The sequence below is a fragment of the Streptococcus sp. FSL E2-3488 genome (genome assembly GCF_038003585.1).
GTDB classification, from domain to species: domain Bacteria; phylum Bacillota; class Bacilli; order Lactobacillales; family Streptococcaceae; genus Streptococcus; species Streptococcus thermophilus.
In genome coordinates this window covers 780,014-793,229 of record NZ_JBBOPL010000001.1, presented here as the reverse complement: position 1 = coordinate 793,229, position 13,216 = coordinate 780,014, and the positions used below count along the sequence as shown (strand labels likewise).

15 protein-coding genes are annotated in these 13,216 nt (G+C 38.8%); 1 reads left to right on the top strand and 14 read right to left on the bottom strand.

The features are described from left to right. Positions 1-1,563, bottom strand: coding sequence for a 2-isopropylmalate synthase (locus MHH90_RS04160; RefSeq protein ID WP_064355864.1), 1,563 nt, complete (start codon positions 1,561-1,563; stop codon positions 1-3). Positions 1,564-1,910: 347 nt separating this feature from the next. Then, on the bottom strand, positions 1,911-2,603 hold the full coding sequence (locus MHH90_RS04155) for a phosphoglycerate mutase (protein ID WP_011226119.1): 693 nt from the start codon (positions 2,601-2,603) through the stop codon (positions 1,911-1,913). 254 nt (positions 2,604-2,857) lie between these two features. On the opposite strand from MHH90_RS04155, the gene MHH90_RS04150 reads away from it, so the two are divergent. Next, positions 2,858-3,796, top strand: a complete 939-nt coding sequence (locus MHH90_RS04150; RefSeq protein ID WP_002950994.1) for a dihydroorotate oxidase — start codon at positions 2,858-2,860, stop codon at positions 3,794-3,796. A 64-nt stretch (positions 3,797-3,860) separates the two neighbouring features. On the opposite strand, the gene MHH90_RS04145 is transcribed toward MHH90_RS04150, so the two are convergent. The 12 genes from MHH90_RS04145 to MHH90_RS04090 form a co-directional block, all read right to left on the bottom strand. Beyond that, a complete protein-coding gene (locus MHH90_RS04145) occupies positions 3,861-4,061 on the bottom strand; it encodes a hypothetical protein (RefSeq protein WP_002950995.1) in 201 nt (66 codons plus the stop codon). 58 nt (positions 4,062-4,119) lie between these two features. Then, a complete protein-coding gene (locus MHH90_RS04140) occupies positions 4,120-4,395 on the bottom strand; it encodes an HU family DNA-binding protein (RefSeq protein ID WP_002950996.1) in 276 nt (91 codons plus the stop codon). 136 nt (positions 4,396-4,531) lie between these two features. After that, positions 4,532-5,101: a YpmS family protein gene (locus MHH90_RS04135; RefSeq protein WP_011681250.1), complete on the bottom strand. Its 570-nt coding sequence runs from the start codon at positions 5,099-5,101 to the stop codon at positions 4,532-4,534. Beyond that, positions 5,094-5,969, bottom strand: coding sequence for an SGNH/GDSL hydrolase family protein (locus tag MHH90_RS04130; RefSeq protein WP_340725792.1), 876 nt, complete (start codon positions 5,967-5,969; stop codon positions 5,094-5,096). Before MHH90_RS04130 ends, MHH90_RS04135 begins: the two co-directional genes overlap by 8 nt. Continuing rightward, positions 5,962-6,798, bottom strand: coding sequence for a DegV family protein (locus MHH90_RS04125; protein WP_011681251.1), 837 nt, complete (start codon positions 6,796-6,798; stop codon positions 5,962-5,964). Before MHH90_RS04125 ends, MHH90_RS04130 begins: the two co-directional genes overlap by 8 nt. 70 nt (positions 6,799-6,868) lie before the next feature. After that, entirely contained in the window at positions 6,869-8,539 is a 1,671-nt protein-coding gene (gene recN, locus MHH90_RS04120; RefSeq protein ID WP_340725791.1) for a DNA repair protein RecN, read from the bottom strand. Positions 8,540-8,547: 8 nt separating this feature from the next. Continuing rightward, the gene (locus tag MHH90_RS04115; protein ID WP_011681252.1) at positions 8,548-8,994 is read right to left on the bottom strand and encodes an arginine repressor; all 447 of its coding nucleotides are present in this window, start codon (positions 8,992-8,994) and stop codon (positions 8,548-8,550) included. Then, positions 8,942-9,808, bottom strand: a complete 867-nt coding sequence (locus tag MHH90_RS04110; RefSeq protein ID WP_011226127.1) for a TlyA family RNA methyltransferase — start codon at positions 9,806-9,808, stop codon at positions 8,942-8,944. Before MHH90_RS04110 ends, MHH90_RS04115 begins: the two co-directional genes overlap by 53 nt. Then, positions 9,801-10,673, bottom strand: coding sequence for a polyprenyl synthetase family protein (locus MHH90_RS04105; RefSeq protein ID WP_011681253.1), 873 nt, complete (start codon positions 10,671-10,673; stop codon positions 9,801-9,803). Before MHH90_RS04105 ends, MHH90_RS04110 begins: the two co-directional genes overlap by 8 nt. Then, entirely contained in the window at positions 10,673-10,888 is a 216-nt protein-coding gene (locus MHH90_RS04100) for an exodeoxyribonuclease VII small subunit (RefSeq protein WP_002951008.1), read from the bottom strand. Before MHH90_RS04100 ends, MHH90_RS04105 begins: the two co-directional genes overlap by 1 nt. After that, positions 10,866-12,206, bottom strand: coding sequence for an exodeoxyribonuclease VII large subunit (gene xseA / locus MHH90_RS04095; protein ID WP_011226129.1), 1,341 nt, complete (start codon positions 12,204-12,206; stop codon positions 10,866-10,868). The genes MHH90_RS04100 and xseA overlap by 23 nt, the downstream gene beginning before the upstream one ends. Positions 12,207-12,394: 188 nt before the next feature. Next, positions 12,395-12,640: a hypothetical protein gene (locus MHH90_RS04090; protein ID WP_011681254.1), complete on the bottom strand. Its 246-nt coding sequence runs from the start codon at positions 12,638-12,640 to the stop codon at positions 12,395-12,397. Positions 12,641-13,216 lie beyond the last annotated feature (576 nt).

The window sequence follows — 13,216 nt, the reverse complement described above, 5'->3', positions numbered from 1 at the left end:
TTAAGTTTGTGGAAGGTCACGGTAAGAAACTTTTCGTGCCATCTCACCAGCATTTTCTTTTTGAACCAGCGTATTCGCATTAATATATGCAATTGCTGAAGCTTTCAAGACGTCAAAATCCAAACCTGAAGCGTTGAAGATTGTATCTGTGTCCACATTTTCTACAGATACAAGTACACGTGCTTGGGCATCAATACCATCAGTTATGGCATCGATATTATAAGAAATCAAGCGGACTGTTTGATTGAAGAACTTATCGATAGCATTGAAGATAGCTTCAACTGATCCTTGGCCATTTGCCAAAAATTCTACAGCTTCCCCGTCTTCATTTACCAAGCTAACTGCAGCAGTAATTGTTTCATCAGGATTAGTTGTCAAGCGAAGATCTTGGAAATGGAAGCCTTCTGGATTTTCAACATTAGTCCCAGCAACAAGTGCACGAATATCAGCATCAGTAATGTCATGTTTTTTATCAGCCAAGCGCTTGAATTTAGCAAAGAGTGGTTTGATATCTTCTTCAACAAAGTCAAGCTCAAGTTCTTTCAATTTTTCAATAAAGGCATGGCGACCTGACAATTTACCAAGTGGAAGTGAGCTTTTCTTAACCCCAACCAACTCGGGTGTAATGATTTCATAAGTAAGAGGATTTTTAAGGAAACCATCTTGGTGGATACCAGATTCATGAGAAAAGGCATTCCCACCAACAACAGCTTTATTCTTAGGAATAGCGATACCTGAATATCGAGATACAAGTTCAGCAGTGTTGACTGTCTCATTAAGCACAATATCACTTGTTGCTTGATAGTAGTCTTCACGGATATTAAGTGCCACTGCCACTTCTTCAAGCGCTGCATTTCCGGCACGTTCACCGATACCATTCACAGTTCCTTCAACACGGCCAGCACCATTTTTAATAGCTGCAAGTGTGTTAGCTACAGCCATACCAAGGTCATTGTGACAGTGAGGACTAAAGATAATTTCACGATCTGATTTAACATTTTCAATGAGATATTTGAAAATATGACCGAACTCTTCAGGAGTTGTAAAACCCACTGTATCCGGAATATTAATATAAGTCGCACCGGCATCAACTGCTGTTTGAACAACTTCCAAGAGATAATCGAGCTCTGTACGAGTAGCATCTTCAGGTGAAAACTCAACAACATCAAAACGTTCACGCGCATAAGTCACATGTTCTTTGATAATCTCAAGAATTTCTTCTTTTGATTTCTTCAACTTAAATTCACGATGAATAGGACTTGTTGCAATAAAGACATGACATTGTGGGAATTTTGCATCCTTAATAGCTTCATAACAAGCATCAATATCAGACTTTACAGAACGAGCCAAACCAGAAACTGCTGTAGTAGTCATAGCAGCTGAAATTTGTTTTACAGCCTCAAATGAATCTGGACTAGCTGCAGGGAAACCAGCTTCGATTGAAGAAATTCCCCATTTTTCAAGTTGCTTTGCAATAGCAACTTTTTCTTTGATTGAGAAGTTAACACCTGGTGTTTGTTCCCCATCTCGAAGGCTTGTATCAAGAAACTCCACTTTACGCATAGACAATCCTCTTTCTAAAAGTAAAAACAATAGTAGTAAAAAAACATCTCACTCGGAAACCCAAGCGAGATGTTTTGAACTCCCGCTTGGTAAACCAAACAGGACTAATGCTTTTGCACTAGCCCTCATTACGCAATAGCAAGATAGTTGTAGTTGCGAATGTCATCTGATTTATTTCCTTTCGATGTATCTTGTTTTATATGATACATCTTTCAATCTCGAAAGTCAAGGAAAAAAATACTGAATTGACTGACTTTTCTGACCGATTTTTATATTTTTTTCAGAAAAACAAAAAAGCTGACCAAAGTCAACTTTTCTAATTGTTCTTAATATCTACTTTTCTTAGCTTATTTTCCGAGGTAATATTCAGAAACAACGTTCAATTTTTCGTCAAATTCAAATACCAATGGTGGGAAGTTTGGAATTTCAACATCCATGATTTCGTCATCTGACAATTTTTTGATGTGTTTTACAAGGGCACGGATTGAGTTACCATGTGCACCTACGAATACGTTTTTACCATCTTTAAGAGCTGGAGCAATTTTATCTTCCCAGAATGGAAGGGCACGTTCCAAAGTTACTTTCAAGTTTTCAGCATCTGGAATTACTGAATCGTCAAGTGAAGCGTAACGACGGTCTTTGTGTGCTGAGTACTCATCATCACGGTCCATTTTTGGAGGCAATACATCGTATGAACGACGCCAGATGTGAACTTGCTCATCACCAAATTGTTCAGCAGCTTCTGCTTTATTTTTACCAGTCAAACCACCGTAGTGACGTTCGTTCAAGCGCCATGATTTTTCAACTGGAACCCAAAGTTGGTCAGAGGCTTCAAGCGCAAGGTTAGTTGTTTTGATCGCACGTTTCAATACTGAAGTGTAAGCTTTGTCAAATTCAATACCAGCTTCTTTAATCAATTTACCAGCGTCAATAGCTTGTTGAGTACCTTTTTCAGAAAGATCTACGTCAGCCCAACCTGTGAAAAGATTAGCTTTGTTCCATTCAGACTCACCGTGGCGAGCGAAAACCAATTTTACCATTAGTTATGTCTCCTTTTTATTTCGGGTTAAACCCATCTACTCTATATATTCTACCCAAAAAACATTGAAAAAGCTAGCAAAATATCAAAATTCTGTAAAATTCTACTGTTCCTTTCCTTTGCAAATTAAAACTAATCAGATTTTTAAGTCAGAAGCTTATACCTATCCATTATTTCCTTGTTTTAAGCCTTCTTTCATGCTAGAATGAAATGAAAATAGTAACATTTTACTTTGTGATACTTAAGGAGGATCTTATGGTTTCTACTGCTACAAAAGTTGGTAACTTTACGTTTGATAACTGTCTTATGAATGCTGCTGGTGTTTACTGCATGACCAAAGAAGAGCTGGCAGAGGTTGAAGCTTCAGCTGCTGGTTCATTCGTCACAAAAACAGGGACACTTGAGGCCCGTCCTGGTAATCCAGAACCTCGTTATGTCAATGTACCCCTTGGTTCAATCAACTCAATGGGTTTGCCAAATAACGGTTTTGAATATTATCTTGACTATGTCATTGAATTGCAAAATCAACCCAATACAAAAAACCATTTCCTCTCACTAGTGGGACTCTCACCAGAAGAAACACACACTATTCTTAAAAAAGTTCAAAAAAGTGACTATGAGGGACTCGTTGAACTCAACCTCTCATGTCCTAACGTTCCAGGCAAACCTCAAATTGCTTACGATTTTGAAACCACAACCGATATCCTTACTGAAGTCTTCTCTTACTTTACGAAACCTCTTGGCGTGAAATTACCACCATACTTTGATATTGTTCACTTTGATCAAGCAGCTGCTGTTTTCAACCAATTCCCTCTTGTCTTCGTTAACTGTGTGAACTCTATTGGTAATGGACTTTACATTGAAGATGAATCTGTTGTCATCAAACCAAAAAATGGCTTCGGTGGTATTGGTGGTGATTATATTAAACCTACTGCTTTGGCAAACGTCCATGCCTTCTACCAACGTTTGAAACCTGAGATCCAAATTATTGGTACTGGTGGTGTAAAATCTGGTCGTGATGCTTTTGAACACATCCTTTGTGGCGCAAGTATGGTGCAAGTAGGTACTGCACTTCAAAAAGAAGGTGTTACTATCTTTGATCGCATCACTAAAGAACTTAAAGAAATCATGGCAAAAAAAGGTTATGAAACTCTTGAAGACTTTCGTGGAAAACTGCACTATATTGACAGATAACCAAAAAGAGCTTGGATTTTTTTCCAAACTCTTTTTATCTTTATTTGAGGATGAGTTTCTCTTCTTATACGAGACTATCATCGTCTCGTTCATCCCAGACTTCAAAAGTATCCTTCCCCTCTTTTTGGGCTTGAATACGCTTTTGACGAGCTTCTTCGATCTGTTTTTCACTTGGCTTCATCAGTTTACTAATTTCAACAATAGCTGATAACTTAATAACAGTAAAAACCAAAAGAAAGATCAATACCACTGTTATAGTTTTCATAATTTTCCTTATATTTTTTGTATAAATCAAAACCCCTAAAAGCTTAGGGGGATTAACATTATTTGACTGCGTCTTTAAGAGCTTTACCAGCTTTAAATGCAGGAACTTTAGAAGCTGCGATTGAGATAGTTTCACCAGTTTGTGGGTTACGACCTTGACGAGCAGCACGTTCACGTACTTCAAAGTTACCGAAACCAATCAATTGTACTTTTTCACCTGCAGCAAGGAATTCTTCGATAGAAGCAAAAACCGCATCTACAGCTGCTGCTGAATCTTTTTTTGTAAGCTCAGTTGCTTCTGCAACTTTAGCGATCAAATCTTGTTTGTTAGCCATTGTAACAATCCTCCAATTTATTCATAAGCGAATGATATTTCTAGCGCTTTAACAAGTATTATCTTATCCTAAAAGCCTTATGAGGTCAAGTAATAAATGCTAATTTCATCGCTTTTTTGTAAAAAGTAAAGCGTTTTTAATTTATTGTCTTATAGATGTCAAATTCGATACGATCATTAACTAAATCGAAACTCTGAGCACGTGCTGTTATTCCCTTATCATTCTTCATAGACTGAATATTTAGGATAACCTTACCCTTCTTGCTGTCAATTACAATGTAATCAGGAAGTTTTGTTGAACGTTTGATCATATTAAGAGCATCTAAAATAGGGAGCTTCAAGGTTCCTGCCGAGAGCTCAGACACTTGAAGAACGACAGCACCCGACTCACTTACAAGAGGCGTAAAGTAAACATAGAGGGGGACTGCGTGACCTAAGACCTTGTAACTACTCTCAAAAACAATTTTAGAATTAGTCACTTTGACCTTGAAACGCATCTTATCAGTAGAATAATCTTGAGCAAACCCTCTAAGCGACGCATCAAGCTCCTCTTTACTCATACTATACTTTCCAATTTTAGCAGCTCCTTTAGGTAAGGATACTGGGCTCATTTCGACTGGTGTCATTATTCTAACCGTCACGACACTAATTAGGGCTAGATTTAAGGCTAAAAGTCCCAAAAATAACCATTTCCATACCTTACTCACCTGACCACTCCTTCTTTGTTTGGTTTATACGTTTCAAAATCGCATCTGACATAATTTGATAACCTGTGTTGTTGGGATGAAAATGATCTTTCTCAAATAGAGCATCGTTTAAACTATCTTGGGATGATTTGGTAGACTGTGATGTTTCATCAGAGCTCGTCACTCCACCCTTACCATTAATTCCCTTATAGAGCAGATCGTTAACTGGAACAAAGTAGACATTGTCGTACTCCTTAGACACTTCTTCGGTAGACCGGTTCCAATTATCAACAATGGTTTGCATTTCTGTCATCTCTGGAAAATTAAGATAAAACGGATTGTAAATACCAGTAATATAAATCGGTAATGTTTTATTTTCCTTACGAGCCAGCTCAATAATCTGTCGCAATCTCTTTTGATAGCCCACAGCAGCTCTGCTAAAGGTATTCACATTAAGATTGGTGATATTATCCTTAATGACATGAATCACATCATTTCCACCAACAGTCAAAGTCATCAATTTTGCCTTTTTGAGATCCCTTTTGATATCCTTCTTCTCCTGCATCCTTTTGAGGATTTGATTGCTAGTGTTTCCTGCGATACCATAATTACGAGGAGTCACTTGCCAATTAAAATCTGACTCTAAGGCCTGTGATAAAACAGGAACGAAGCCCCCTTGATTGCTGCTATCACCCACACCTTGAGTAAGTGAGTCTCCAATGGCCACATAAGTTACCTTTTCTTTTTTCACAGACCTTATCTTGTCAGAAATCTTTGATGACTGATGGCTGCTTGGTACAATAAAAATGAGTAGCCCCACAAATAATAGAAAAAACAAGAAGAAGCCTGCAAAGCTTCTAAGTAATTCTGATTCTTTCAATTTATTCATAGCGAACCATTACGGCAAAGGCGTCTTCACCAGTATGTGTTTGAATGATGGAACCAGTCTCAAGAATTGAAATTGGTGCACCCAATACTTTAAGTTTCGAAGCAAGTTCATGTGCCAGCACAGGTGTTCCAGCATAGGAGACACCTATCTCAGCAACCTTGCGATCCTTGATAGCATCAATGTAAGAATCCAACCATCTCGTGAACGTTTTTGCACCACGACCTTTGGCAACAGTATTTAACTGATAGTCCTTCAATTCCATAATAACACGAATATTGAGCAATGATGATAAAAGCCCTGTAACATGACCAATACGACCACCTTTAACAAGATTTTCAAGGGTAGAGACACCAATATGAAGTTCAGATTTACTTTTCACTTCTTCTACATGTGCCACAATGTCCTCAAGACTAGCCCCTGCTTGCGCGAGTTTAGCAGCCTCAACTACTTGGAATTTTAGGCACTGATCTATAAAACCTGAGTCTATAACTGTTACATCAGCTCCTGAAAGGATAGCTCCTTGACGTGAAGCCTCACATGTCCCAGAAAGAGTATGCATAAGATGGATAGCTATAATTTGCTCTGCACCATCTTTAATCAATTTTTCAAATGTCTCAGCAAACAACCCTACTGGTGGTTGACTTGTCTTTGGTAACTCTTTACTATTCTTCATCATTTCCAGGAAACGACCTTCTTCACGAAGGTCACTATCTGAATAGATGACACCATCCATCATAACTGACAATGGAACAATAGTGATATTGTACTTTTCAACCAATTCCGGTTCAATCGTGATTGACGAATCGGTTACAATTCTGATTTTACTCATATTTCTCTCGCTTAAAACAATTTTTTTATTCTATTATAGCATGACTAGAGAGGTTTGCCCAACTCTTTTCTTAAACAGGTTCATCCACTTTTAATAAAGCTCTAGCTTGACTCAAGGCAGCATCAGTCAAATTATCACCTGCAAGCATCTTGGCGATTTCCTCAACTCTTTCTTCAGGTGTTAGGAGACGAACACGAGATACAGTTGTCTCGTTATCACTTTCTTTAGAAATAAAGAATTGATAATCTGCAATAGCGATTACTTGAGGAAGGTGACTGATAGCCAATACCTGACCATGACTTCCAATCTTATGAATCTTTTGTGCGATAGCCTGGGCTACACGGCCCGACACTCCAGTATCAACCTCATCAAAGACAATACTAGTTTTATCTTCTTTTCGAGCAAAGGCTGACTTAATGGCTAGCATAAGTCGAGACAGTTCGCCACCAGATGCAACCTTAACAAGCGGTTTAAATCCTTCACCTGGATTGGTTGAAATATAAAACTCAACTTGCTCATTACCATCACGGTTAAATTTCCCCTTAGTAAAGACAACTTTAAAATCAGCCTTATCCATATACAGATCACATAACTCAGTCTTTATCTCTGACTCAAGAGCGTTTGCAATCTGATGTCGTTCCCTTTGCAAGGTTTCTGCAGACGCGAGTAAGTCTTTTTCAAGTTGCTTAAGCTCTTGTTCCATAGCATCAGAAGAGCTAGAATTTCCAGTCAATAGGTTATATTCTTTACTTGAATTTTCGAGATAATCTAAGACATCATCAACAGTTCCACCATATTTACGGGTAATGGCATTAATCGTATCTAAACGGTATTCAATCTCTTGCAAACGCCCAGCATCAAAATCTAAATTATCTACAAGATCTCCTAACTGTTTAGTGACATCCTCAAGGACATAGTAGGCTTCTGACAAATTATTAGAGAGTTCTTTATAATCAGAATCATACTCTTCAAGAGATTGGAGATCATTCATGGCAGAACGGACATTTGATAAGCTTGAAAAATCTTCATTATCCAGCATAACATAAGCATTCGTTAAGGTATCAGCAATCTGCTTATGATTGAGGAGTTTATCTCGCTCCTTCATCAAAGCTAGATCCTCACCTATTTTTAGAGAGGCTGCTTCAATTTCTGCAATCTGAAAAGCTAGCATTTCAATTCTAGCCTTATGCTCTTTCTCGTTTTTCTGTTTTTCAAGAACAGCTTTTCTTAGCTCACGGTAACGATCAAAGTATTCCTGATATTCTTTTTTTGCCTGAAAAAAATCCTTGTCACCAAAGGCATCAAGCATGCTTATGTGAAGAGCAGGTCTCATAAGTTCTTCTTGATCATGCTGTCCATGGATATCTACCAAAAAGTTGCCGACAGCTTTAAGAATCGTTAAATTGACCATTTGACCGTTGATACGGCTAACACTTCGACCATTTTGGAAAATTTCACGGCGGATAATTAACTCATCTTCAACAGGAATCCCATTGTCTTCCAAGAGACTAACTAAAGCAGGATTTTGTTCAATTGAAAAGAAGCCCTGAATCTCCGCCTTGGGGGCTGAATGACGGACAACTTCGCTAGATGCCCGTGCCCCCAACATAAGATTCATGGCATCAATGATAATGGATTTTCCTGCCCCAGTCTCTCCGGTAAGAACAGTCATCCCATTTTCAAAGTTAAGAGAAATTTCTTCAATAATTGCGAAATTCTTTATCGTAATTTCGAGAAGCATGCTTCCTCCTATTCTTCAACCCACTTGACGATTTGTCCATGTAATTCGATAGCTGCTAATTCTGACTGAGCAACCAAAAAGAGCGTGTCATCATCAGCAATCAAGCTAAAAATCAAATGCTTGTATTCATCCAAAAGAATCTTTTTGATGAGACGACTAGTCCCTGGCTGAACTAAGATATTCATAAAGGCATGTTGTCTATCAATACGCAACAAGCGGCGACAAGCAACAGAAGATCTACCTACTCGTCTAGGAGCAGTTGAGAGCCCATAGATGTACGAACCATCTTCGGTTGGCACTTTGGTAATACCAATTTCATTGATATCACGTGATACCGTAGCCTGAGTAGCCTTCAACCCCTCAGCCTGGAGTAATCTTACCAATTCTTTCTGGGTCGTAATTTTATTTTCTTGGACAATCTTTCGGATTAACTCCAAACGATCTTTCTTCTTCATTCTTCTTAAACTCCTTATGTGCTTGTGCTACAACTTCTTTGATTGAAGTTGGAACATCATTTTGAGGAGAATCTGTCTTCTCCAAGTGTGCGAGAAATTCAATGTTACCATGACCACCTTGAATAGGAGAAAAATCCAGTCCTTTAACTGAAAAGCCATAGTCAACTGCAAAAGCTGTTACGGTTTCTAATACTTTTTCATGGATACTGCTCTCACGTACAATCCCATTTTTTCCAATTTGTTCACGGCCTGCCTCAAATTGAGGTTTCACAAGAGCAACAACTTGCCCTCCATCAACCAATATCTTAGCCAAAGCTGGTAGAATCAAATTAAGAGAGATGAAACTAACATCAATAGATGCAAATGATGGTAATCCCTCTGTGAAATCGACTGGTTCAGCATATCGAAAATTATATTGCTCCATAGAACGCACTCGATCATCTTGACGCAATTTCCAAACTAACTGATTGGTACCAACATCTACTGCATAAACCAGTTTAGCACCATTTTGAAGCATGACATCGGTAAATCCACCTGTTGAGGCACCGATATCAATGGTTATCATATCTTCAACTGATAGATTGAAAACAGCTAAAGCTTTTTCAAGTTTGAGTCCTCCACGACTCACATACCTAAGCTTTTCACCTTTGAGCTTCAACTCTGTTCCATCATCAATTTTTTCACCAGGTTTATCGTAACGCTCACCATTGATAACATTAACAACTAAACCAGCCATAACACCGCGTTTAGCTTGTTCTCGCGTTTCAAATAGGCCTTGTTTATAAGCCAAGACATCTACTCTTTCCTTAGGCATGGAATCTTAACCTTTCTATGATTTTCATAATATTGTCTTGCTTGAAACCTTGGTACTCAGCCAAGTCTTTGAAAATGGCCTCAGCCTTATTTAGTGATTCCTCGAGAATGGCATATGATTTTTCCAAACCAAGAAGAGCAGGGTAGGTTGATTTCCCAGCGACCACATCTTTTCCAGGCGTTTTTCCTAAGGATTCAAAGTCAGCAGTCACATCTAAAATGTCATCACGAACTTGAAAGGCAAGACCAATCAAGCGACCAGCTTCTTGAAGATTTTCCATGACTCGATCTTCTTGTTGGGCCACAATACCAGCCGCTACAAAAGGAAAGGTTAGAAGCTTACCAGTCTTATTCTCGTGAATCTTAGCCAGTTGCGATAAATCAAGTTCCAGACCTTCACCTTTCATATCCAACATCTGACCACCAACCATACCGAAGGTCCCTGACGCATGAGATAGAGCGTGAATCAATTGAACACGAATCTCTGCAGAAAGCTCTGTTTGAGCTACAAGTGCAAAGGGATCTAAAAAGAGAGAATCACCAGCTAAAATTGCCGTTGCTTCATCAAATTTTTTATGGTTTGTTAGACGTCCTCGACGGTAATCATCATCGTCCATTGCCGGTAAATCGTCGTGAATCAGACTCCCGGTATGAATCATTTCAAGACTTGCTGCAATATCAAAATGACTGGGAGTTAACTCTAAACCAAATCCTTCAAGTAAATCCAAGAAAATCAGTGGACGGATACGCTTACCGCCACTATCAACTGAATAAAGAATAGCAGAGATTAAATCGCTTGATACTGGTGGGGTTTTCTTTTGATAAAAATCCCGTATAGCAGCATCAATTTTTTTTAGCTTGGTCATTAGGCATCCATTTCCATTTCTGTACCATCTGCTTGCATAACCTTAACAAGTGTTTTTTCAGCATCTTCCAAGGTCTTCTGCAAATCTTTAGACAATACCATACCTTTTTGGAATTCAGCAATCGCATCCTCAAGAGCAACATCACCTGTTTCAAGTTTTGTGACGATAGCTTCTAAGTCCTGTAAATTTTCTTCAAATGTTTTTTTCGTTGACATTTTTCACCTCTACTTCTAGTTGTCCATCTCTCATTTGGATTGTTAATTGCTCGCCTTCAGTAATATCTTTGATAGTTGTTAGGGGCTTATCATTTTTATTGACAATAGCATAGCCCCTGGCAACAATACGGCTAGTATCTAGAGACAATAGGGCATCTTGAGCCTTCTCTAGTCTAACGCGGTTACCATTGATAGTATTCTTAGTTGTGGTCACTAAAAGTCGCTGTAAGGACTCTCGACGATCTTGATAGTTCTTAACACGAGTCGAGAGATTTAGACCGTGTAATCGCTGTCTCAAAAATTCAGCTGATTTTTGTTTGCGCTCAAAATCTTGACTCATGAAGGTTTCGAGCCTTGTTGTTAGGCGATCTAACTTTTGTAAATATCCATCATAAAGACGTTCAGGTTGCCTAAAGACAACCGATTGTGATAATTTGGCTAAACGTTCCTGATTATACTGTATGCGCCTCAAACAAGCTTGGTAGGCTCTGTTTTGTCTTTCGCGAATCCAAGCCAAAGTATCAGCCTTTGATATCGGAGTAGCAAGTTCAGCTGCTGCTGTAGGTGTAGCAGCCCTGCGATCCGCTACAAAATCCGCCAGAGTCGTATCTGTTTCGTGACCAACACTTGAAATCACAGGTAGACGACTCTCAAAAATGGACTGAACTACAATTTCCTCATTAAAGGCCCATAGGTCCTCAATTGAACCTCCACCACGGCCGACGATAAGAAGATCCAGATCTTCCCTCTGATTGGCTTTTTGAATATTTTCAACAATCTCTTGCGCCGCTCCGTCACCTTGAACCTTGGTAGGGAAAAGCAGAATCTCTACACCTGGAAAACGACGACTAACCGTTGTAATAATGTCCCGAATAACCGCACCACTAGGACTAGTGATAACCCCAATTTTCTTGACAAAATTAGGAAGAGGTTGCTTATGACGATCATCAAAGTAGCCTTCAGCAGTAAGTTTTTTACGAAGCTGCTCAAACTGGAGGGCGAGTGCACCAATACCATCCGGCTCAGCCTTCTCAATAATAAGGGAATATGAACCACTAGGCTCATAAATCTGCACCCGACCAACAACATTAATCTTCATTCCCTCTTCAAGATCAAAACCAATTTTTTTGAAGACCCCAGCCCAAATCGTTGCCTGAATGACTGCCCCTTCATCCTTAAGAGAAAAGTACTGATGACTCGGGCGTCGGCGATAATTGGAAACCTGGCCTGTCAAATATACCCTCTCTAAATAAGGGTCACGGTCAAATTTCATTTTCAAATATTTGGTTAAGGATGTGACCGATAAATAGTCTGACACGACAACTCTCCTTTATTAACTTGACTCTGGAAAAATCTAAAGACACTAAAAAAGCTCTGTAGAACCATGATTCTCCAATACTATCAATCAGCTTTTTAATTGTTTATACGATTATCTTAGATTATACCAAAAAAGACTGTCAAAAGACAGTCTCAACCACTATTGGCTAGTGCTTTAACATGATTAAATTAGCTTGTTTTATAAGTTTTTGAAACAACGTCCCATGAACCACTTGAACCGTCAATACCTCCATAGGCTTCGAGTTGTTCCTTAGTGTTTACTCGGAAAAGGAGGACATCATTACCATACGCATCATAAAGTTGTGCATAAACCAAACCATCGTCATCATCTTTCCAAGAATAGACACTCCAACCTAAATTTTTATAATTATCACCAGTTGAGCCTCGTTCTTCAGCATAGGTAGAAAAAAACAATCTCCTAACTGCTGATCAGACAAAGATGACGTATCAACTTGAGATGATTTACTATCTGACGATGACTTACTATCTGATGATGACCCTTCCTTACTTTTAGCCAATTGGCCATTTTTCCATGGGTTAGTGACATTTTCGTTTTGGTTATTACTATACCACACTAAAGTAAGTAAAGGGATGAGCACTGCAATTAAAGCAATTCCTCCAATTACCCATCGAATTTTTTTAGGTCTTTGAGTTTATTAAAACTCGAAACCTTCCTTCCCCTGGTTCTTTCAGTTTTACGACGTCTAAATTCGCTCACAGCTTTATCCTCTTTTTCTTGAAAGTAGTTCCTTTTTTCTTTTCCTCTTGTTCCAAGAGTTTTTGCACTTCCTTACGCCACCGCGAATCACTAGTTTGAGCCAATGAAATTTGCAACTAAAAAATAAGATTATCCAAAGCTTGCTCATATTCTTTGACTGCTTCTCTATCACCATTGTCAGCTAAGACTCTCAAATACTCTTCATCACTGAATTCAGCCATTCACTATTTCGCTCCAGCTTCTAAATCGTTTCTTCTATTTTCTTAAAGCCT